This window comes from Acinetobacter sp. YH01006, assembly GCF_013420445.1.
Lineage (GTDB): Bacteria > Pseudomonadota > Gammaproteobacteria > Pseudomonadales > Moraxellaceae > Acinetobacter > Acinetobacter pseudolwoffii.
In genome coordinates, this window is the sequence record NZ_VOYB01000001.1 from 58,642 (window position 1) to 79,991 (window position 21,350).

Genomic DNA, 21,350 nt, shown 5'->3' on the forward strand with positions numbered 1-21,350 from the left:
GCACTGCTTTAAAACTTACGCAAGAAACGCTCCGTCGTATTTTGCAAACTTAGGCAAACTTTGAATTGATAAATGAAAATTTATCAGCGTCAAAGACCGCGGGCGAGGGGAGTTTTATGCTTCGCTCTTAATCGTCCAGCCTGCGTAGACGCGGTGGTGTGATTTGTTCATCCTCCGCGTGTTAGTCCAGTGATGGATTAACGAATTGGGAGTGTACTTCGCGTAAGTACATAAATCACCGTTAGGAGGTTTTACAATGGCTCTTCTTATCGAAGGCAAAAAACAGATCGTAGCTGAAGTAACTGAAGTTGCTTCTACTGCATTTGCCGCTGTTGTTGCTGACTATCAAGGTTTAACTGTTGAGCAATTAACTGCTCTTCGCGTTGAAGCTCGTAAACTAGGTGTTCACACACGTATCGTGCGTAACACTTTGGCTAAACGCGCTCTTCAAGATACTCAATTTAATATCTTGAACGACAACCTTGTTGGCCCAACAATCTTAGCTTTCTCGACTTCTGAAGACGACATGGGTGCTGCTGCACGTTTGTTCGAAGAATTCGCTAAAACTAATAAAGCATTTGAACTTAAAGCTGCTGCATTTGATGGCAAACTTTATCAAGGCGAAGAAGTTAGCGTTATCGCGAATCTTCCGAACCAAGAAAAAGCGCTTACTATGCTTGCAAACGTTCTTCAAGCTCCTATTTCGAAATTGGGCCGCTTACTTACAGCGCTTCAAGAGAAAAACGAGTCAGAAGCTGCTTAAGCTCAAACTTACACACACATCATTCAATACCCATTTGGAGTTAATCTCATGGCTTTAACAAACGAAGAAATCCTAAACGCAGTTGCTGAAAAAACTGTTCTTGAACTTGTTGAACTTATTTCTGCTTTCGAAGAGAAATTCAACGTTTCTGCTGCTGCTGTAGCTGTTGCTGCTGGTCCTGCTGCTGCTGCTGCTGAAGAGCAATCTGAATTCAATGTTGAATTGACTTCTTTTGGCGCAAACAAAGTTGCTGTAATTAAAGCAGTTCGTGAAGCAACTGGCCTTGGCTTGAAAGAAGCTAAAGACATGGTTGAAAGCGCTCCTACAGTTCTTAAAGAAGGCGTTTCTAAAGAAGAAGGCGAAGAACTTAAGAAGAAACTTGAAGAAGCTGGTGCTACAGTTACTCTTAAGTAATAGCTTAAGGGAGCCGGTTTTTTTATAATCAGCTCCAAAAATTGGCTGATGGCTCTTGGGTCATCAGCCTTTTTGCGTTACAATAATCGGCTCGATTTTTGTTTGCATGATATAAAAATCATACAAATTAAAAATAAACATAATGAACAAACGTTTACCAATATTTTTCAGTAAAAAAATATTGATAAGCGTTTTAATACCACTAAAAATTGCAGCATTTGTAAAGAGTGGTGGCCATATCGGCCAGCGTAATTCCTTCTGAGCCCGTTCTGCAGGCGGGCTTGGTTTACACTTTCCGAGGACTCCAGATGGCATACTCATATACCGAAAAGAAACGGATCCGTAAGAATTTTGGTAAATTGCCTAGCGTTATGGATGCTCCGTACCTGCTCGCGATTCAAGTCGACTCGTACAGAACGTTCTTACAAGATGGCAAATCACCAAAAAACCGCGAAGATATCGGTCTCCAAGCCGCATTTCGTTCAGTTTTTCCTATAGAAAGTTATTCTGGCAATGCTGCTTTAGAATTTGTTGAGTATAGTCTTGGTAAGCCTGAGTTTGATGTACGCGAATGTATTCTTCGTGGCTCAACTTATGCAGCACCAATGCGTGTAAAAATTCGTTTGATCCTGAAAGATCGTGAAACGAAGTCAATTAAAGACGTACGTGAACAAGAAGTCTATATGGGCGAAATGCCATTGATGACGGATAACGGTACCTTTGTAATTAATGGTACCGAGCGTGTAATCGTATCTCAATTACACCGTTCACCAGGCGTATTCTTTGACCACGATAAAGGTAAGACTCACTCAAGTGGTAAAGTCCTTTATTCAGCGCGTATCATTCCTTACCGTGGTTCATGGTTAGATTTTGAATTCGATGCCAAAGACCTGGTCTATGTACGTATTGACCGTCGTCGTAAATTACTTGCGACTGTGGTGCTGCGTGCGCTGGGTTATAGCAACGAAAACATTCTCAACATGTTCTACGAGAAAGTCCCTGTGTATCTTGACATGGGTAGCTATCAAATTGACTTGGTGCCGGAACGTCTGCGCGGCGAAATGGCACAATTTGACATCTTGGATAAAGATGGCAAGGCAATCGTTGAACAAGGTAAACGTATTAACGCGCGTCATGTACGTCAAATGGAAGCTTCAGGTCTTGAAAAACTTGCAGTGCCTGATGAGTATTTGTATGAGCGTATCACGGCTGAAGACATCGCATTAAAAGATGGCGACGTGATTGCTGCAAATACCGTATTGAGCCATGAAGTCATGGTGAAAATTGCAGAAGGCGGCGTGAAGCAGTTTAATGTTCTGTTCACCAATGATATCGACCGTGGTTCATTCGTTGCAGATTCTCTACGTGCAGATACTACGACCACTCGTGAAGAAGCATTGGTCGAAATCTACAAAGTCATGCGTCCGGGCGAGCCACCAACCAAAGAAGCAGCTGAGAACCTGTTCAATAACCTGTTCTTCTCTTCTGAGCGTTATGACTTGTCTCCAGTCGGTCGTATGAAGTTCAACCGTCGTTTGGGTCGTCCTTACGAAGTGGGTACAGACCAGAAGTCGCGTGAAGTTGAAGGTATTCTCTCGAACGAAGATATCACTGATGTATTGAAAACATTAGTTGAAATCCGTAACGGTAAAGGTGAAGTCGACGATATCGATCACTTGGGTAACCGTCGTGTTCGTTCTGTGGGCGAAATGACAGAAAACCAATTCCGTGTCGGTCTGGTTCGTGTAGAACGTGCTGTTAAAGAACGTTTATCTCAAGCTGAAACAGACAACCTGTCTCCGCAAGATCTAATCAATGCGAAGCCTGTTGCTGCTGCAATCAAAGAATTCTTTGGTTCAAGCCAGTTGTCTCAGTTCATGGATCAAAACAACCCGTTGTCTGAAATCACGCACAAGCGTCGTGTATCAGCACTTGGTCCCGGTGGTTTGACGCGTGAACGTGCGGGCTTTGAAGTACGTGACGTACATCAAACGCATTACGGTCGTGTATGTCCAATTGAAACGCCGGAAGGTCCAAACATTGGTTTGATCAACTCGCTTTCTGTATATGCTAAAGCGAACAACTTCGGTTTCTTGGAAACGCCTTACCGTAAAGTAGTTGATGGCCGTGTAACCATGGACATTGAATACCTGTCTGCGATTGAAGAAGTGGGTACTGTGATTGCACAGGCCGATTCTGCAGTAGATGCTGATGGTAATTTATTAGAAGAAGTTGTATCTGTACGTCACCAAGGTGACTTTGTACGCATGCCGCCGGAAAAAGTAACGCATATGGATGTATCTGCTCAGCAGGTTGTATCTGTGGCTGCGTCACTGATTCCGTTCCTTGAACACGATGATGCTAACCGTGCATTGATGGGTTCAAACATGCAACGTCAGGCTGTTCCTACGTTAATCGCTGACAAACCACTCGTAGGTACGGGTATGGAAGCGAACGTAGCACATGACTCTGGTGTGTGTGTGATCGCTCAGCGTGGTGGTCGTATCGAGTTTGTTGATGCATCTCGTGTAGTCATTCGTGTGAACGAAGAAGAGATGATCGCAGGTGAGGCAGGTGTAGATATCTATAACCTGATCAAATACACCCGTTCAAACCAAAACACCTGTATCAACCAGAAAGTTCTGGTGAACCTGGGTGATAAAGTGGGTCGTGGTGACGTATTAGCTGATGGTCCATCGACTGATGGCGGTGAGCTAGCGCTTGGTCAAAACATGCGCGTCGCATTCATGACCTGGAACGGTTACAACTACGAAGACTCGATCTTACTTTCAGAGCGTGTACTTCAAGAAGACCGTTTAACCTCGATTCATATCCAGGAATTGTCATGTGTCGCACGTGATACTAAGCTTGGTGCTGAAGAAATCACGGCCGATATCCCGAATGTGGGTGAAGCAGCGCTTTCTAAACTTGATGAATCAGGTATTGTTTACATCGGTGCTGAAGTAACAGCAGGTGATATTCTTGTTGGTAAAGTGACGCCTAAAGGTGAAACGCAGCTAACGCCGGAAGAAAAATTGCTTCGTGCAATCTTCGGTGAAAAAGCAGCTGACGTTAAAGATTCATCTTTACGCGTTCCATCTGGTACCAAAGGTACTGTGATTGATGTTCAAGTGTTTACACGTGATGGTCTTGAAAAAGACGAACGTGCTCAAGCAATTGAAAAAGCTCAGCTTGATGCTTACCGTAAAGACTTGAAAGAAGAGTTCAAGATCTTTGAAGAAGCAGCACGTGAACGTGTAATTCGTTTGTTGAACGGTCAAGAGTCGAATGGTGGCGGTACCACTAAACGTGGCGACAAACTGTCTGAAGACGTGTTGTCTGGTTTAGAGCTTGTTGATCTTCTTGAAATTCAACCGGTTGATGAAGCAATCGCTGAACGTCTAACGCAAATTCAAGTGTTCTTGAAAGAGAAGAGCTTCGAAATTGACGAGAAATTTGCTGAGAAAAAACGCAAACTTTCTACAGGCGATGAGCTGACCACTGGCGTATTGAAAGTAGTTAAAGTTTATCTTGCGGTAAAACGTCGCATCCAGCCGGGTGATAAGATGGCCGGTCGTCACGGTAACAAGGGTGTTGTATCAAACATCTTGCCGGTAGAAGACATGCCACACGATGCCAATGGTGTACCTGTTGATATCGTACTGAACCCGCTGGGCGTACCATCGCGTATGAACGTGGGTCAGATTCTTGAAACTCACTTAGGTATGGCTGCCAAAGGTCTTGGCGATCAAATCGACAAGATGATGAAAGAACAGCGTACTGTACTTGAGCTTCGTGATTTCCTGGACAAGATTTATAACAAAGTTGGTGGCGAGCAAGAAGATCTTGACAGCTTGACTGATGAAGAAATCTTGAAACTTTCTGGTAACTTGCGTGCTGGTGTGCCTTTGGCAACACCTGTATTCGATGGTGCTGAAGAAGGTCAGATCAAAGAATTGTTACAACTTGCAGGTCTATCAAGTACTGGTCAGACAGTATTATATGATGGTCGTACTGGTGAGCGTTTCGACCGTCCAGTAACTGTAGGTTATATGTACATGCTGAAACTGAACCACTTGGTTGATGACAAGATGCATGCGCGTTCAACTGGTTCTTATTCTCTAGTCACGCAACAGCCGCTGGGTGGTAAAGCACAATTCGGTGGTCAGCGTTTCGGTGAGATGGAAGTCTGGGCACTAGAAGCTTACGGTGCAGCATATACGCTACAAGAAATGCTGACTGTGAAATCGGATGACGTTGAAGGCCGTACCCGTATCTACAAGAATATTGTAGATGGTAACCATTATATGGACCCGGGTATGCCTGAATCGTTCAACGTATTGACCAAAGAGATCCGTTCTTTAGGTATCAACATTGAACTGAAAAATGGTGACTAATTAGTTCCATTGAATCTCCCTTGCGAAGCAGTGCTTCTCACCTCTTTAAAAAAGAGGGGGAAGTCCCTCTTTATAAAGGGGGATTTAGGGGGATTCTTGGGATTCCCAATTCAGTTAAAAACAATATTTGTGACCCAGTCGAGAAGTGAAAATCTCCTCGACACACGGAGAAAAAAATTGAAAGACTTGCTCGATATCATGCGCAAAAAGACGGATTCAGACGGTCATGCTCCTGTAGAGTTTGACCGCATCCGTATTGGTCTTGCGTCACCAGAAATGATTAAGTCATGGTCTCACGGTGAAGTTAAAAAGCCAGAAACCATTAACTATCGTACGTTCAAACCTGAACGTGATGGTTTATTCTGTGCCAAAATCTTTGGTCCAGTAAAAGATTACGAATGCTTGTGTGGTAAATACAAGCGTATGAAATACAAAGGCGTCATTTGTGAAAAATGTGGCGTTGAAGTAACAACTGCGAAAGTTCGTCGTGAACGTATGGGTCACATCGAGCTAGCTTCTCCAGTTGCACACATCTGGTTCTTGAAATCATTGCCGAGCCGTATCGGTCTATTATTAGACATGACGCTACGTGATATCGAACGCGTATTGTATTTCGAATCTTATGTGGTTACCGATCCTGGTATGACACCATTTGAGAAATACCAGCTTCTGAACGATGAAGAATACTTCAATGCGTTGGAAGAACACGGTGATGAATTCACAGCGAAAATGGGTGCTGAAGCGGTTCAAGACTTGTTGAAAGACATCGATCTTGAAGCTGAAATTGCGCGTCTTCGTGAAGAAATTCCTGTGACAACTTCAGAAACCAAGCTGAAAAAAGCCTCTAAGCGTTTGAAGTTGATGGAAGCATTCAACGATTCGAACAACAAGCCAGAATGGATGGTGTTGACTGTACTTCCAGTTCTGCCACCAGACCTTCGTCCGTTGGTACCACTTGAAGGTGGTCGTTTCGCGACTTCTGACTTGAACGATCTTTACCGTCGTGTGATTAACCGTAACAACCGTTTGAAGCGTCTTCTTGACCTTGCAGCGCCAGACATCATCGTACGTAACGAAAAACGTATGTTGCAAGAGTCTGTCGATGCATTGTTAGACAACGGTCGTCGTGGTCGTGCAATTACCGGTTCAAACAAGCGTCCGCTTAAATCTTTGGCAGATATGATCAAAGGTAAGCAAGGTCGTTTCCGTCAGAACTTATTGGGTAAACGTGTCGATTACTCAGGTCGTTCGGTCATTACCGTTGGTCCAAACCTGCGTTTGCACCAATGTGGTCTTCCGAAGAAAATGGCACTTGAACTGTTCAAGCCATTCATTTTCGCGAAACTACAAGCATCTGGTCAAGCAACCACCATTAAAGCTGCGAAGAAAATGGTTGAGCGCGAGACGCCAGAAGTTTGGGACGTTCTTGCTCACGTGATCCGTCAACATCCAGTGATGTTGAACCGTGCGCCAACACTTCACCGTCTAGGTCTTCAAGCATTTGAACCGATCCTGATTGAAGGTAAGGCGATCCGTCTACACCCGCTCGTGTGTGCTGCGTTTAACGCCGACTTCGATGGTGACCAAATGGCGGTACACGTACCATTAACACTTGAAGCGCAGTTAGAAGCGCGTGCGTTAATGATGTCGACCAACAACATCTTGTCTCCAGCGAACGGTGAGCCAATCATCGTGCCGTCTCAGGACGTTGTCTTGGGCTTGTATTACATCACGCGTGATGCAATCAATGCCAAAGGTGAGGGCATGGTGTTCGCGGATACTCACGAAGTAAACCGTGCACTGGCAACAGGTCAGGTTGATCTACACGCTCGCGTTAAAGCACGTGTACACCAGACTGTCATCGATGAAGATGGCAACCGTGAACATCAAACCATTATTGTAGATACCACACCTGGTCGCTGCCTACTTTGGGAAGTTGTGCCTGAAGGTATGGATTTCCAGCAAATTAACGTTGAGATGACCAAGAAAAACATTTCTAAGTTAATTAACTCTTGCTACCGTAAATTGGGTCTGAAAGATACTGTTATCTTCGCTGACCAATTGATGTACCTAGGCTTCCGTCAGGCGACGCGTTCAGGTGTATCTGTCGGTATGGAAGACATGGTTATTCCACCGCAAAAACAAGTCATTATTGGTAAAGCGGAAGCTGAAGTTCGTGAAATCGAACAACAGTTCGAACAAGGTTTCGTAACTGCCGGCGAACGTTATAACAAAGTGGTCGATATTTGGGCGCGTACCAATGACCAGGTTGCTAAAGCGATGATGGACAACTTGTCTTTCACGACTGTTAAAAACAAACAGGGTGAAGACGAGAAGCAAAAATCATTCAACTCGATCTACATGATGTCTGACTCGGGTGCCCGTGGTTCGGCAGCTCAGATTCGTCAGTTGGCGGGTATGCGTGGTTTGATGGCGAAGCCGGATGGCTCGATCATTGAAACGCCTATTAAAGCGAACTTCCGTGAAGGTTTGACTGTACTACAGTACTTCATCTCGACACACGGTGCGCGTAAAGGTTTGGCCGATACAGCACTGAAAACTGCGAACTCTGGTTACTTGACGCGTCGTCTGGTAGACGTTGCGCAAGACTTGGTGATTACCGAGCCAGATTGTGGCACCTTCGACGGTCTAGTAATGACACCATTCATTCAAGGTGGCGATGTCATCGAGAACTTGGGTGCACGAGTATTGGGTCGTGTAGTTGCTGAAGATGTGAAACGTGTCGGTACAGACGAAGTTCTGCTTCCACGTAATACTTTAATTGACGAGAAACTGGCAACGTTTATCGAAAGCCAAGGTGTCGACGAAATTAAAGTACGTTCGGTTGTAAACTGTGCGTCTACTTTCGGTGTATGTGCGAAATGTTACGGCCGTGACTTGGCGCGTGGTCATCAGGTGAACCCGGGTGAGTCTGTTGGTGTCATGGCAGCTCAATCGATTGGTGAACCAGGTACACAGTTAACTATGCGTACCTTCCACGTGGGTGGTGCTGCAAGCCGAACGTCTGCTGCAAACAGCGTACAAGTTCGTAACCAGGGTACAGTGCGTTTCCACAACGTGAAAACAGTACAACATGCCAAAGGTCACTTGGTATCGACTTCACGTTCAGGTGAGATCGGTATTGCGGATGATTTAGGTCGTGAGCGCGAGCGCTATAAACTGCCTTACGGTGCATCTATCTTGCTAAAAGATGGCGAAGCTGTAGAAGCAGGCGGTATCGTGGCGACTTGGGATCCGCATACACATCCATTGGTAACAGAAGTTGCAGGTAAAGTGCGTTTCAGCCAGATCGCTGATGGCGTGACCGTGACTTCGAAAACTGATGATGCAACAGGTATGTCAACCATCGAAATCTTGCCAGTGACTTCACGTCCTGCGTCAGGTAAAGATTTGCGTCCTGCTGTAGTGTTAGACACAGTTGAAGGCACTGAACAGTTCTACTTCTTGCCACAAAACACCATTCTTTCTGTCCGTGATGGCGAAACGATTGGTGTCGGTGACGTTATTGGTCGTGTACCACAAGAATCTTCACGTACCCGTGATATTACCGGTGGTCTACCGCGTGTAGCTGACTTGTTCGAAGCACGTAAGCCGAAAGAGCATGCAATCCTTGCAGAAGTATCGGGTGTTGTGAGCTTCGGTAAAGAAACCAAAGGTAAGAACCGTCTGGTGATTACACCGGATGATGGCTCTGAGATTTACGAAGAGCTGATTCCGAAATGGCGTACCATTAACGTGTTCGAAGGCGAACATGTGAACCGTGGTGAAACCATTTCTGACGGCCCACAGAACCCGCATGACATTTTACGTCTGAAAGGTGAAGTGGCGCTGACCAACTACATCGTGAACGAAGTTCAGGACGTATACCGTCTGCAAGGTGTAAAAATCAACGACAAGCACATTGAAGTCATCGTACGTCAAATGCTGCGTAAAGTGGATATCACTGATGGTGGCGATACCAGCTTCATCAAAGGCGAACAAGTGGATTACATCCGTGTTGTACAAGAAAACCAAGCAGTTCTTGCACAAAACAAGTTCCCTGCGAAGTTTGAACGTCTGTTGATGGGTATTACCAAAGCGTCGCTTTCGACTGACTCGTTCATCTCTGCTGCATCGTTCCAGGAAACCACACGTGTGTTAACTGAAGCGGCTGTAACAGGTAAAGAAGATGACTTACGCGGTCTGAAAGAAAACGTGGTTGTAGGTCGTCTGATCCCAGCGGGTACAGGTTTGGCTTACCATCTCGAGCGTCGTCGTCAAGAAGCAGAAGCTGCAGAATTTGAACTGCACAATGACTTCTCTGATGTTGATCAAGCTTTAAGTCAGGCATTTAACGAAGAATTCTAATTCAAGTTAAAGCTAAAAAAGAGACGCCTTCGGGCGTCTTTTTTTGTCTTAAATACATAAAAATTAAAAGCTAATTAAAGGCTAAACAGTGGAATAATCCATTGATACTTACAAAACTCAGCAGGAATACCGAGAGAAGTAACACGCTCCATGTTTTAGTTTTATAAAATGAAGATAAGCTAAATTAAAGTATGAAAAGGAAGGCCAAAGTCATGAAAAAATTAATGGGTGTGATGGCAGTTGCAACTCTCTCCACCTTTATGCTGGCAGGTTGTGAAAGTATGTCTGCCAATGAGCAGCGTATCGGTGCTGCCGCCTTAGGTGGTGCAGTCGGTGGTGGTGTAGGTAATAGTGTCGGGGGTGGTCTTGGTTCTGCAGTCGGTGGTGGTGCAGGCGCAGCCGTGGGAAGTAAGTCCCAAGGTGGCTCAAACCGTAATGCGACCTATAGTGGTGTCGGCGGTGCTGTAGGCTCAGCTGTAGGTAAAAGCATATTCGGTGGGAATGCTGGTGCTGCGATTGGTGGTGCAATCGGTGGTGGCGCAGGTGCTGCGATCGAACAGGATAACCGCCGTCGTTAAGTCTGCACTGACTTTAAATCGATTCAGATCTAAAAGCGCCCATGTGGCGCTTTTACCTTATTCAGTTTTTTGAATTTTTCCTTTGCTTTGTTTGCGCCGGATATAAACCGTTTTTTGTACTTCGGCAATTCGAACGCCAGCCTCATCATAGATATTGAGCTGGTAATGGCGATATACCGGTGCATAGTCAGCAGCCAGGTCAATAATAGTACTGACTTCTTCAGCAGAGATGCGCACATCAGCAAAGACGGTGCCGCGACCCGGTGCTAAAAACTGGATACTCGCGCCCTTATCCCAGACGATATATTTCGGCCCTAAATGATGCATCAGTAAGAGCATATAAAATGGATCGACCATTGAATATAAGCTGCCACCAAAATGGACGCCGACAATATTCTGGTTTTTACGGGTCAGTGGCATTTTGACCCGAATGTGATAATGATTAAAATCAATTTTATCAATTTCGATGCCTGCACCACGATAGGGGGCATAGCGGTTCAGAATAAATTTTGAAACCAAAGGCAGTTTTTGAATTTTCTGGAATAGGCTCATGCTGACATTCTTTTTTCTTGTGTAGTTATGCATACTAGAGCAACAAAAATGCGCTGGCATTGATAAATTATTCCGATTTATAAACTATGCGGTCAATAACAACAACAGGATCAAAACATGGAAATGCAATGGGTCGATACCACGGATCAGCAGCGTCTTTGCGTTAAAACTTACGGACAGCCCACACGGCCGGCATTGGTACTGGTTCATGGCTACCCCGATCATCAAGCGGTTTGGGAGCCAGTCATTGCTTATTTGAGTCAGGATTATTTTGTTGTGAGCTACGATGTGCGCGGCGCAGGTGAGTCCAGTATTCCTCAAAAAATCTCGGATTACCGCTTGGCACGCTTAAGTCAGGATCTGGAAGAGGTAGTGAGCAAGGTATTGCCGAATCGTGGTTTTCATCTGGCAGCGCATGACTGGGGTTCAATTCAGTCTTGGGAATCTGTCACAGATTTAAGATTCAAAGGCCGAATTCTGTCTTATAGCACGCTGTCTGGCCCTTGTCTGGATCATGCTGCTTTCTGGATGCGCGAGCAGTTCAATCAAGACAAAGCAAAATTTTTAAAGCAAATGAGCAAGTCCTGGTATATCGCGGTATTTCAGTTGCCTTTACTAGCCCCCTTGGCCTGGAATTTTTTTAATCCGCAGCGCTGGGCCAAGATTGTCCGGCAATTAGAAAGACGGGACGATCTGCCGCTGAACCCGAAGATCGTCAAAGATGGCAAGTATGGGGTAAACCTGTATCGGGCCAATTTTTTACCGCGTTTGGCCCGACCACGGCAGCGCTTTGCCATCTGTCCGGTACAAGCGATTGTACTGAAATATGACCAGTTTGTCGGGCCTGATCTGGTCGATGAGATGGCAAAATGGGTCGATAATTTCTCTAAAGTGGAACTGGACGCCAATCACTGGGCAATTCTGAGCCAGCCAGAACAAGTGGCTCAATTAATTGATCACTTTATTCAGCGTCAATCTGCTGAAGTCGTTTAATCAGCCTCAGCACTGAACATGACTGCTGAAAGGAAAAGTGGCGGAATTTTTATCCGAATTTTCTGATAAAATAGCCGCTTTCTCTCTATTCCGATTCATTATGTTCGCAATTCTTGCTGCTATTGGAGTCATGTTCGGACTCTCATTGGCACGTGTACCTGTGGTTTTTGCCCTGGTCATTGGTGCTGTTACGGGTGGTTTACTGGCAGGTCTTGGCCTTCAGGGAACCTTGGACGCGTTTAACAATGGCTTGGGCGGCGGTGCCAAAATTGCCTTGGCTTACGGTATTTTAGGTGCATTTGCTTTGGCGTTGGCACGTTCAGGTTTGCCGGATTTGTTGGCGTATAAAATGATCAACACCTTAAAAGGTGAGGCTGATTTTAAAGCACAAAACCGGGTGAAATATCTGATCTTTTTTACAGTAGCCATTGCTGCGGTATTTTCCCAGAACGTGATTCCGGTACATATCGCCTTTATTCCAGTCCTGATTCCACCATTATTGACTGTATTTAACCATTTAAAGCTCGACCGTCGTTTGATTGCCTGTTTGCTGACCTTTGGTCTGGTAGGCACCTATATGCTGATTCCGGTCGGTTTTGGTGCCATCTTCCTGAATGACATTCTGGGTCATAACATCAATACTTTTGGTAAGCCATATGGATTTGAAATTAGCTATGACCAGATTCCATCTGCGATGGCAATTCCAGTATTCGGTATGTTTGTGGGCTTATTGGTGGCGATCTTTATTAGCTATCGCAAACCACGTCAATATCAAGATATTCATGTCCAGGAACAGCAAAGTATTTCCGCTGAATTGGGTGTGGCTGAGCAGGTTAAACCGCAGATTGCCAAATTTACCATCTGGATGGCCGGCCTTGCAGTTATTGCCACATTGGCGGTACAGCTTTATTCAGACTCGATGATTCTGGCCGGTCTGGTCGGTGTCGCAATCCTGAGTTGTGCCGGGATCTTTAAATGGAAAGAAGCGGATGATGTGATCATTACCGGTATGCGCATGATGGCGCTAGTTGGCTTTATCATGATTGCGGCACAAGGCTTTGCCGCGGTGATTGAAGCGACTAATCAGGTACCAACCTTGGTTGAAGCATCAGTAAACTGGATTGGTAATAGTCAGGCACTGGCCGCATTTCTGATGCTGTTGATTGGTTTGCTGATCACATTGGGCATTGGTTCGTCTTTCTCGACCATTCCCATTCTGGCGATTATTTATGTTCCGCTGTGTATCCAGTTTGGTTTTAGTCCGGCTGCGACCATTGCCATTATCGGGACTGCGGCGGCTTTAGGCGATGCCGGCTCTCCAGCGTCAGATTCAACTCTAGGCCCAACTTCGGGTTTAAATATGGATGGTCAGCATGACCATATGAAGGACAGTGTGGTTCCAACCTTCATTCACTTTAATATTCCGTTGATGATTTTTGGCTGGATTGCAGCCATGGTTTTGTAAGTCAATTTCAATCTGCTCTGATATCTATTGGAGCAGATTTATCTGAATTTAAAATAAATAATAAGATGTATTTAAAATATATGTTTAAATAAAAATTAATATAAACCTGATTATTTTAGTCTGAATAAATTCATGTTTATCTGATTAATATACCTGGTATTTAAAACCAACCAATCTAGTCAATTTAAAATAAATTACTTTTTAAATCAGTATGTTAAATAATAATTAAAAATTAGTTTTATAATCCTTATTGCATATTATTTTTCCTCGTGTTTATTATTAATTAAGATTTATTTTCTTAATAATTATTCTTCCTGTGGGGTATTTTAAAATGTTAAAGCAAGTTGCTCTAATTGCATTAATGGGTCTTTCTGCATCGGCGATGGCAGGTCAATGGCAAGTGAAAGTCGGTGGTTCTGTATTGGCGCCACAAAATGATGATAACGGTATTATTGCAGGCGGTAAGGCAATTGTAAGTAATGAGGTGGGCTTTACTCCTTCAGTAGAATATTTTTTTGATAACTCTCCTATTTCTGTAGAGCTTTTATTGGCGACGCCTTTTAAACATGATGTAAGCATTGAAGGTGTAGGGGAGAACGTAGCAAGTTTCAAACATTTACCACCTACAGTGACCGCTAAATACAACTTTAAAAATTCAACCCGCTTTACTCCTTATGTCGGTATTGGTGCAACCGTAGTGGTTCCTTGGGATGAAGAAATTGCAACTGAAGGTGCTAAATTGGAGGCGGATGTCGCCTATGGTGTAGCCGGTCAGATCGGTTTCAACTTTCAGCCAGCCGATGCCAAAAACTGGGGTGTATATGCAGATGTGCGTTATGCTCAGGTTGAAACAGACTTAGAGCTCAATGGTACGAACATTGGTGAGCTGAAAGTTAATCCTTGGGTATATACAGTCGGCTATAGCTATAAATTCTAAGCTTTCATATTTCTGGATTGATTTTCCAAAGGCCTCATCTTGTATGAGGCTTTTTTTTCAAAATAACAACGATTTATAACCTATTGAAATTGAGCAGATTGGCAATGTTCAAATATATTAAAACGAATAAAGTAAATATTAATTGAATACGACTTAATAATTGAATAATAAGGAAGATCAGCATGAGATTTTTAATGAAGAGTATTGTGATCTTCTGCGGCCTATTGGTCGCACCTGCCTATGCCGCAAGTTTTGATTGTCAGAAAGCTGAAACCGTGACCGAAAAAGCTATTTGTGAACATCGTCTGCTTAATGATGCTGATGTGAAAATGAGTACCAGCTATCATATCTTACGGCGTATGGTTCCGATGGGCACGCGTTCAGTGATTCAGCGCGATCAGGTCAAATGGTTGCAGTTTCGCGACCAGTGTCTGGAATCGGTCTCTTGCCTGAACCAAGTCTATAATATGCGTCAACAGCAACTGGACTTGCAGTTTCAGCGCATTTATAAGCTTGGGCCTTATTAAGTCTGACAGTCGGTCTGGCAAAGATTAAAACCCTGCCAGATCAAGTGCTCAAAAATATCTTGTGAAAAAATATACCACTGACTATTGAAAATTGAGGAACTCACTCCATTCATATAGGCAACAGTATTGACCTGTATTTAAAATAAAAGGAGTGATTAATGAGTGAGTCTAACGCACAAAAACATAGTTTCCAGGCTGAAGTGGCTCAGTTACTACATCTCGTGACCCATTCGCTTTATTCAAACCCTGAAATTTTTCTGCGCGAACTGATTTCGAATGCCTCGGATGCTTGTGACAAATTGCGTTTTGAAGGGATCAATCATCCCGAATTTTATGAAAATGATCCGGATTTACGTGTTCGTGTCAGCCTTGATGCAGAGAATAAGACCATTACCATTTCAGATAACGGAATTGGTCTAAGCGAACAGGAAGCCATTGATAATTTAGGCACCATTGCCAAATCGGGCACCAAAGACTTTATGTCTAAACTGACCGGTGACCAGAAGGCCGATGCCCAGCTGATTGGCCAGTTTGGGGTCGGTTTCTATTCAGGTTTTATTGTGGCAGACAAGATCACGGTAGAATCACGTCGTGCCGGTGCAGATGCATCTGAAGGTGTACGCTGGATTAGTGGTGGTACTGGTGAATTTGAAGTTGAACAAATTCAAAAAGCAGGTCGTGGTACCGATATTATTCTGCATCTGCGTGACGATGCGCTGGACTATTTGCAAAGCCATAAGGTTAAGCAAATTATTAATAAATACTCAGACCACATCAGCCTGCCAATCCAGATGCAAAAAGAAGTCTGGCAGGAGGAAGAAGCGGCTGAAGGTGAAACACCGAAAGGTGGCCAGTATGTCAAGACTGATGAGTGGGAAGCGATTAACTCGGCCAGCGCACTCTGGACACGGAGCAAGTCTGAAATTACTGAAGAACAATATGTCGAGTTCTACAAAAACTTAAGCCATGATTTCACGGCGCCATTGGCCTGGGCGCATAACCGGGTGGAAGGCAGTACTGAATATACCCAGTTATTGTATATTCCAAGCAAAGCCCCACATGACATTTTCACCCGCGAATCCAAAGCTGGTATCAAGCTGTATGTGAAACGCGTCTTTATTATGGATGATGCGGATAATCTGATTCCGAATTACCTGCGTTTTGTACAAGGCGTGGTAGACAGTGCGGATTTACCACTGAACGTCAGCCGTGAGTTGCTGCAAGAAAGCCGCGATGTGAAAACCATTCGTGACGGGAATGCCCGCCGTATCCTGACCATTCTGGATAATCTGGCCAAATCTGAAGATGAAAAAGACCAGCAGAACTTCAAGACTTTCTATCAGGAATTTGCTTCAGTATTGAAAGAAGGTTTGGGTGAAGATTTTAGTAACCGTGAACGCATCCTGAAGCTGCTGCGTTATGCAACGTCGAATAATGATGAGGTTAGCACTTCATTGGCTGACTATAAAGCACGTATGCAAGAGGGCCAGAAAGCCATCTATTATGTGACTGCAGACAGCCTGAATGCTGCAAAGAATTCACCGCAGTTAGAACTGTTCAAGAAAAAAGGCATTGAAGTTCTGCTCATGACCGAACGCGTAGATGAATGGGCGATGAACTTTGTGAATGAGTTCGATGGCACGCCGTTGCAAAACGTGTCTAAGGGTGCAGTTGATTTGGGCGATCTTCAGGATGCTGAAGAGAAAAAAGCACTTGAAGAAGCCGCAGCCCAGTTTAAACCGGTGGTCGAGAAGCTGACTGATTCACTCAAAGACAAGACCAAAGAAGTGCGCGTGACTACGCGTCTGGTCGATTCACCGGCCTGTCTGGTGACTGGAGAAGGGGAACTATCTCCACAATTAATCCGTATGCTGAAAGATGCAGGTCAGCCTGTACCGGATATGAAGCCGATTCTGGAAATCAACCCGGAACATCCTTTGGTGAAAAAACTGGATGGCTCAGCGCAGTTTGACGATCTGGCCAATGTGATCTTTGATCAGGCGGTGATTGCAGAAGGTGGATTACCAGAAAATCCTGCTGAGTATGTGAAGCGTATCAATAGCTTGTTGCTTGCTTAACACATGATGCTCTAAGCTAAAAAATCCCTCTACGGAGTAATGCCAGTCAGTTAAGGAATTGACTGGCATTTTCTTTTTCAAATTCATGATTATATCTGATAGATAGAAAAGTCATCCGCAACTGTTTGAGGCATGAGGTGTATTGCACCACAAGATTTAAAAATGATTGTTTCTGCGACAAATTTACTAATCGATGGTGGCTGACGAGTTTTGCGGTGAGGAGTGTTGCTCCGTAAGATGCCTTCCTTGCGAAGCTTCGCTTCTCATTTGGGCGAAACCAAAGTAACAAATTATTTTTAAGTATTTGATTTATAAATTTAAGACTCCGTCGTGAACGACTAAAAAGTTAAAGAGTCTATTTCTAAACTCCTTAACTGATCAGCATTACCTCTACGGAGGGATTTTTTAGCTTTGCACCGCGCTTGAGTTTAAAACAATGCCTCTAAACGCACCAAAGCACCAACATAGTGATCACGATCTTCGCGATGATCATTCAGATAGTTGAGGTCGGTCTGGACAAAAAACCATTCACGTAAAAAAGGCTGTCTCCAGGACACATACGGTCCCCAGCGATTCAGACGCAGATCCTTGTCATTTAGATAACCGCCAGTATAAATACCATAGCTAAAACGGTTGTCCTGAAAAAACTGATGTTGCCTAAAGGTATAGTTGTCCCAGGTCAGATCGTCATCTTGATCATCTGCATAGGTCAGACTGAGCTGATTGGAAAAAAATGCCTGATTGGGACGGGCATGGATCAGTTCCAGATTGGTACGCAAATAGTTTTCACTTTGAATCCCGTAGCGATAAATCTGTTCGGCATGAAAAAAGTAGTCATTTTCCAGTGTCCAATCTTTACTGGCTTTGACGCGCAGGTAAATATCATCTCCGGAGCGTAAACCCAGATCCAGATCGGTTTCAAAAGGAATCCGGTCTGACCATTCCGACCAGCGTAAGGCGAATGAGCTGTTATCCTGGCGTGCGCGCTTGGTATCGAGACGCTTATCTCCAGATGTTGCCGGATTTTCATTGGTAATCGCGACATTACTGTCTAATTCATTGTCCAGACTGTCATCACCGAAGACCAGACTCAGCTTTTGTTCTAAGGTGGGAAGTTTGATTCTGCCACGGATACGGGGCTTAATCTCATAGCCCTCATATTCATCCCAGCGATTATCCAAAATGACACGCAGTGTGGCGGCAGCCGGCTGATCCGGATCAGTTTCACCAAACCAGTTATCAATTTTATGCGCAGTACGATCTGCCCATTCTCGGATGCTTTTCTGTTTCTGATCGGCCCATGAATGATTTTCCGTTTCTAGCGTTGGCGGGACGATGGCGGTATTCGACTGCTCTGGAAGAATGGTTGGTGTTGCATCAATCAAACGCGGAATTTGATCCAGCAGTCCTGAACGTGCCGGCTCAACACTCTCCGAGTTTTTTTCCTGGTCTGAAGAAGCATCTTTTACTGAATTTGCCCAAGACATGCTACTGCTGATTCCCATGCCAAGAGAGAGCAGGAAGATCTGAGTAATTCGATTTATTTGCATGAGATATTTATTACTCTTGTATTCTTTTATTCAGCTGTAGTTTTCTTAAATATAGCGATAAAAAGCAAGTTAAAGCTACAAAATAACAGCAATTATTCAATGATTTGAGTCTGAATTGCCTGATAAAGCTCCATGACCTGAATGGGTTGCGACATCATTAAAATAATCGTGTGAATTTTTTGCCAGTTTAGCTGTTGATCACGTTGCAGCAAGATAGATGGATAGGCCAGTTCATCCTCTGCGAGAGACAGGCGTTTTTCACCATGAATCACGCGTATTCGCTGATGTTCTTGCAATAAGAGTATCGGTGTAGAGAAATCCGCAAGGGCTTCCTCAAATGAGATAAATTTTTGTTTCTGAATCGAATCTGCCGGAATATAAGGATAATAATCGGGTTGTGTCCAGACTATTTCTGCTTGTTGCAAATAGGCTTTTGACAACAGATGCAATTGCGTGAAACCTGTACTTAATTGAGGCCACGACAGCGATTTAATCGCAGCAGCCTGATACTGATGCTGACTCAACCAATGCTCAATACAATAGTGCGCCTGTAATTGACTTGATGCACCCAAAAGCATCAGATATTTAATAAACTGGCCTTGCAGATTCAGCTGCTCCACCAAATAAACTTGGCGTGCCTGCCAGTGATCTTCTGCGGCATAATACAGCACAATATCCAGATAGGCTGGATGCCCGACATCAGGTTCCAATTCTAAAGCACAAAGCCGCTGGAGATTGGTATCTTCCGGAGTCAAAGGCTGAACCTGCGCAATCACGTCTCCCAGTTGAATCTCAGCGGGAAAATCGATCACTTCTGGGACAATAATTTTTTCCTGCACAATCGCAGTTTCAGTGGGTAATGGATGATCTAGATACTCAGACGTGGCCTGTATCTGAATGTGTGGTTCATCTGAATGATTTAAGCTTAATGAGTTGATTTTTGCTTTTTGTCGGCCACGATGATATCGAGTCGTGGCCGCCGCTTTTAAGCTGGCTTCTGCTTCATTCAGGGATAAGGCCGGTACAGTCAATGGAGGAGCCGCTTGCAGACCGGTTGTCAATTGTTGCTGTGACAGCCAGATAGAACATTGTTGTAACTCATTCCATTCACTGTTTAGTGCAGGATGCTTCGGTGCCGGAATTAGCCAGACCTGCCAGCCACGCTCAGGATGATGTAGAATTGCCCAGCCTATATCTGGCTGGGTATACAGTGCCTTTTCCAGAGCTGGAATTTCAGTGAAATAACCACAAAAACTTAGATGATAGGGGGTACTGGCGGAAAATTGATAGGCAGCAAGTTCAGGCTGGGTCTGGGCTTTAAACGCTAAAATCTGATTTTTAAAAATAGGTTCATCACAAAGATTAAAGATATCACGAATTCTTTTTTTGAAACGGGCCACGTCGTACAGAGGTAGAGCCTAATGCTCCAGTTGCTGGATCAATTCATGTAATTCCTTGACTAAGTGTGCTTTTTTTAAAGCGTTCATTTTATATCTCTAGATATGTTTTAGCGCTTTATCCAAAGTTTGGGCCAGCACCATATTCAGCGCCAACTCGATTAATTTGTATTCAGCAGAATGAGGATCTGTATGGCGTTCTGCCATTTCAATCAGAAAATCAATAGAAATGGACTGAGGTGAAATTTTGCCCTGCACCAATGCCTGAAGTCTGTTCATAACAATGCTTTTGTATTATCAGTATTTTTATATTGCTACAATTATATGCGTAGATCACATGAAATAGTGATTTATTTTAACTGTTTTATATTTATAAACTAGTAAATTTAATGACAAAAAAGCGATCAATATCAATGGAAAATAACAAAATATGAAATGATCGATAATTTTTAAAATACAGATTTTCTTCAGAGAGCAGCTAAATTAAATCGATATAAAAAACAGGCTGAATCAATCAGCCTGTTTGCATAAAAACTTGTTGGGTATTAAGCAGTTTTTTCAGTTGCCGGCGTTGCAGTTTCTGTATTTACAGTTTCAGCAGGTGCTTTGCTTGCCGGAAAGTCTGGCAGATAAACCACTTGTGCCATTTGCGCTGATGCTTGAACAGAAAAAGCCATAACAGTTGCTGCGAAAGCAAATTTAAGAGCATTCATGGGACGACCTTTAATATCAGGGTGTTCAACAACTTGAACAGAGGGGAGAGTATTTAAACTTGATTCGGGTGAAATCATAGCAAATAAGGCTGAATAGAAAATGATAGATTCGGCAAAAGCAGCACCTAAAAATTAGAAAAATTATTCTACAAAACAATATATTAGTGTATTTGCTCTAGTCTGGGTTTCGGCTGTTTACGGGGCTTTTATGGTTGTTAGTCACAATGGAAATTTGAATATCATGAACTGCCAAAATAAGGTCAACAGATTTTCATCTGCTCAGATGAAAGCTTTGTTCAATCCATGTAAGTTTTTGCTGTCGCTTGTTTACGCGCTGCTGCAATCCTGTGGGAATGAACTAAGATGGATTTTCATTCATGTTTACAATGAGAGTTTCATTATGGCAATTGCAAAAGTGGTGGAAGTTAATTCAAGCAGTACGAAAAGCTTTGAAGATGCGATTCAAACCGGTATTCAAAAAGTCACAGAAACCATCAAAAATGTACAAGGTGCCTGGATCAATGAACAGAAGGTGGTCATCAAAGAAAATAAAATCACGGAATATCGTGTAAATTTAAAAATTAGTTTTCTGGTCGACTAAGTCAATGAGTGTAAATG

Annotated in this window: 16 protein-coding genes and 1 pseudogene; 11 read left to right on the forward strand and 6 right to left on the reverse strand. The window is 43.8% G+C overall.

What is annotated here, in order from left to right; all coding sequences use genetic code 11:
- Positions 1 to 256 precede the first annotated feature (256 nt).
- Both rplJ and rplL read left to right on the forward strand, forming a co-directional pair.
- Positions 257 to 763, forward strand: a complete 507-nt coding sequence (rplJ, locus tag FTT73_RS00360; protein WP_005095272.1) for a 50S ribosomal protein L10 — start codon at positions 257 to 259, stop codon at positions 761 to 763.
- A gap of 48 nt (positions 764 to 811) precedes the next feature.
- Complete coding sequence (gene rplL, locus FTT73_RS00365) at positions 812 to 1,177, forward strand: 50S ribosomal protein L7/L12 (protein WP_005095274.1); 366 nt, start codon at positions 812 to 814, stop codon at positions 1,175 to 1,177.
- A 63-nt stretch (positions 1,178 to 1,240) separates the two neighbouring features.
- Here rplL and FTT73_RS00370 read toward each other — a convergent pair whose 3' ends face one another.
- Positions 1,241 to 1,492: a hypothetical protein gene (locus FTT73_RS00370; protein WP_034608820.1), complete on the reverse strand. Its 252-nt coding sequence runs from the start codon at positions 1,490 to 1,492 to the stop codon at positions 1,241 to 1,243.
- Here FTT73_RS00370 and rpoB point away from each other — a divergent pair.
- The 3 genes from rpoB to FTT73_RS00385 all read left to right on the forward strand — a co-directional run bounded on the left by rpoB (position 1,486) and on the right by FTT73_RS00385 (position 10,520).
- Positions 1,486 to 5,574, forward strand: a complete 4,089-nt coding sequence (gene rpoB / locus FTT73_RS00375) for a DNA-directed RNA polymerase subunit beta (RefSeq protein ID WP_005095277.1) — start codon at positions 1,486 to 1,488, stop codon at positions 5,572 to 5,574. The genes FTT73_RS00370 and rpoB overlap by 7 nt on opposite strands.
- Before the next feature lie 177 nt (positions 5,575 to 5,751).
- Positions 5,752 to 9,942, forward strand: a complete 4,191-nt coding sequence (rpoC, locus tag FTT73_RS00380) for a DNA-directed RNA polymerase subunit beta' (RefSeq protein WP_005173031.1) — start codon at positions 5,752 to 5,754, stop codon at positions 9,940 to 9,942.
- 212 nt (positions 9,943 to 10,154) lie between these two features.
- Entirely contained in the window at positions 10,155 to 10,520 is a 366-nt protein-coding gene (locus FTT73_RS00385; RefSeq protein WP_005095281.1) for a hypothetical protein, read from the forward strand.
- A 57-nt stretch (positions 10,521 to 10,577) separates the two neighbouring features.
- On the opposite strand, the gene FTT73_RS00390 is transcribed toward FTT73_RS00385, so the two are convergent.
- Complete coding sequence (locus FTT73_RS00390) at positions 10,578 to 11,072, reverse strand: DUF4442 domain-containing protein (RefSeq protein ID WP_212749479.1); 495 nt, start codon at positions 11,070 to 11,072, stop codon at positions 10,578 to 10,580.
- Between the two features lie 117 nt (positions 11,073 to 11,189).
- Between FTT73_RS00390 and FTT73_RS00395 the strand changes: the two genes are divergently transcribed.
- The 5 genes from FTT73_RS00395 to htpG all read left to right on the forward strand — a co-directional run bounded on the left by FTT73_RS00395 (position 11,190) and on the right by htpG (position 17,072).
- Positions 11,190 to 12,065, forward strand: a complete 876-nt coding sequence (locus FTT73_RS00395) for an alpha/beta fold hydrolase (RefSeq protein ID WP_100355509.1) — start codon at positions 11,190 to 11,192, stop codon at positions 12,063 to 12,065.
- 100 nt (positions 12,066 to 12,165) lie between these two features.
- Positions 12,166 to 13,530 carry a Na+/H+ antiporter family protein gene (locus FTT73_RS00400; RefSeq protein ID WP_005173021.1) on the forward strand — a complete coding sequence of 455 codons (1,365 nt, stop codon included), beginning with the start codon at positions 12,166 to 12,168 and terminating at the stop codon, positions 13,528 to 13,530.
- 331 nt (positions 13,531 to 13,861) lie between these two features.
- Entirely contained in the window at positions 13,862 to 14,467 is a 606-nt protein-coding gene (locus FTT73_RS00405) for an OmpW family protein (protein ID WP_180190848.1), read from the forward strand.
- Positions 14,468 to 14,649: 182 nt separating this feature from the next.
- A complete protein-coding gene (locus tag FTT73_RS00410) occupies positions 14,650 to 14,994 on the forward strand; it encodes a lysozyme inhibitor LprI family protein (RefSeq protein ID WP_005095291.1) in 345 nt (114 codons plus the stop codon).
- Between the two features lie 158 nt (positions 14,995 to 15,152).
- On the forward strand, positions 15,153 to 17,072 hold the full coding sequence (gene htpG, locus FTT73_RS00415) for a molecular chaperone HtpG (protein WP_180190849.1): 1,920 nt from the start codon (positions 15,153 to 15,155) through the stop codon (positions 17,070 to 17,072).
- A 428-nt stretch (positions 17,073 to 17,500) separates the two neighbouring features.
- On the opposite strand, the gene FTT73_RS00420 is transcribed toward htpG, so the two are convergent.
- The 4 genes and pseudogenes from FTT73_RS00420 to FTT73_RS00435 form a co-directional block, all read right to left on the reverse strand.
- Positions 17,501 to 18,622 carry a hypothetical protein gene (locus tag FTT73_RS00420; RefSeq protein ID WP_005095296.1) on the reverse strand — a complete coding sequence of 374 codons (1,122 nt, stop codon included), beginning with the start codon at positions 18,620 to 18,622 and terminating at the stop codon, positions 17,501 to 17,503.
- A 92-nt stretch (positions 18,623 to 18,714) separates the two neighbouring features.
- Positions 18,715 to 20,109 (reverse strand): annotated as a pseudogene (locus FTT73_RS00425) (hypothetical protein).
- Positions 20,110 to 20,118: 9 nt separating this feature from the next.
- Entirely contained in the window at positions 20,119 to 20,298 is a 180-nt protein-coding gene (locus FTT73_RS00430) for a hypothetical protein (protein WP_005095300.1), read from the reverse strand.
- A gap of 266 nt (positions 20,299 to 20,564) precedes the next feature.
- The gene (locus FTT73_RS00435) at positions 20,565 to 20,732 is read right to left on the reverse strand and encodes a hypothetical protein (RefSeq protein ID WP_171063334.1); all 168 of its coding nucleotides are present in this window, start codon (positions 20,730 to 20,732) and stop codon (positions 20,565 to 20,567) included.
- Positions 20,733 to 21,132: 400 nt separating this feature from the next.
- Between FTT73_RS00435 and FTT73_RS00440 the strand changes: the two genes are divergently transcribed.
- Positions 21,133 to 21,333: a dodecin family protein gene (locus FTT73_RS00440; protein ID WP_005095303.1), complete on the forward strand. Its 201-nt coding sequence runs from the start codon at positions 21,133 to 21,135 to the stop codon at positions 21,331 to 21,333.
- Positions 21,334 to 21,350 lie beyond the last annotated feature (17 nt).

Coding starts and splice junctions, on each gene's coding strand:
- FTT73_RS00440 (WP_005095303.1), top strand. CDS start 21,133: ATGGCAATTGCAAAAGTGGTGGAAGTTAATTCAAGCAGTACGAAAAGC.
- FTT73_RS00395 (WP_100355509.1), top strand. CDS start 11,190: ATGGAAATGCAATGGGTCGATACCACGGATCAGCAGCGTCTTTGCGTT.
- FTT73_RS00385 (WP_005095281.1), top strand. CDS start 10,155: ATGAAAAAATTAATGGGTGTGATGGCAGTTGCAACTCTCTCCACCTTT.
- rplJ (WP_005095272.1), top strand. CDS start 257: ATGGCTCTTCTTATCGAAGGCAAAAAACAGATCGTAGCTGAAGTAACT.
- FTT73_RS00390 (WP_212749479.1), bottom strand. CDS start 11,072: ATGAGCCTATTCCAGAAAATTCAAAAACTGCCTTTGGTTTCAAAATTT.
- htpG (WP_180190849.1), top strand. CDS start 15,153: ATGAGTGAGTCTAACGCACAAAAACATAGTTTCCAGGCTGAAGTGGCT.
- rpoB (WP_005095277.1), top strand. CDS start 1,486: ATGGCATACTCATATACCGAAAAGAAACGGATCCGTAAGAATTTTGGT.
- FTT73_RS00410 (WP_005095291.1), top strand. CDS start 14,650: ATGAGATTTTTAATGAAGAGTATTGTGATCTTCTGCGGCCTATTGGTC.
- rplL (WP_005095274.1), top strand. CDS start 812: ATGGCTTTAACAAACGAAGAAATCCTAAACGCAGTTGCTGAAAAAACT.
- FTT73_RS00435 (WP_171063334.1), bottom strand. CDS start 20,732: ATGAATGCTCTTAAATTTGCTTTCGCAGCAACTGTTATGGCTTTTTCT.
- FTT73_RS00430 (WP_005095300.1), bottom strand. CDS start 20,298: ATGAACAGACTTCAGGCATTGGTGCAGGGCAAAATTTCACCTCAGTCC.
- FTT73_RS00420 (WP_005095296.1), bottom strand. CDS start 18,622: ATGCAAATAAATCGAATTACTCAGATCTTCCTGCTCTCTCTTGGCATG.
- FTT73_RS00400 (WP_005173021.1), top strand. CDS start 12,166: ATGTTCGCAATTCTTGCTGCTATTGGAGTCATGTTCGGACTCTCATTG.
- FTT73_RS00405 (WP_180190848.1), top strand. CDS start 13,862: ATGTTAAAGCAAGTTGCTCTAATTGCATTAATGGGTCTTTCTGCATCG.
- FTT73_RS00370 (WP_034608820.1), bottom strand. CDS start 1,492: ATGCCATCTGGAGTCCTCGGAAAGTGTAAACCAAGCCCGCCTGCAGAA.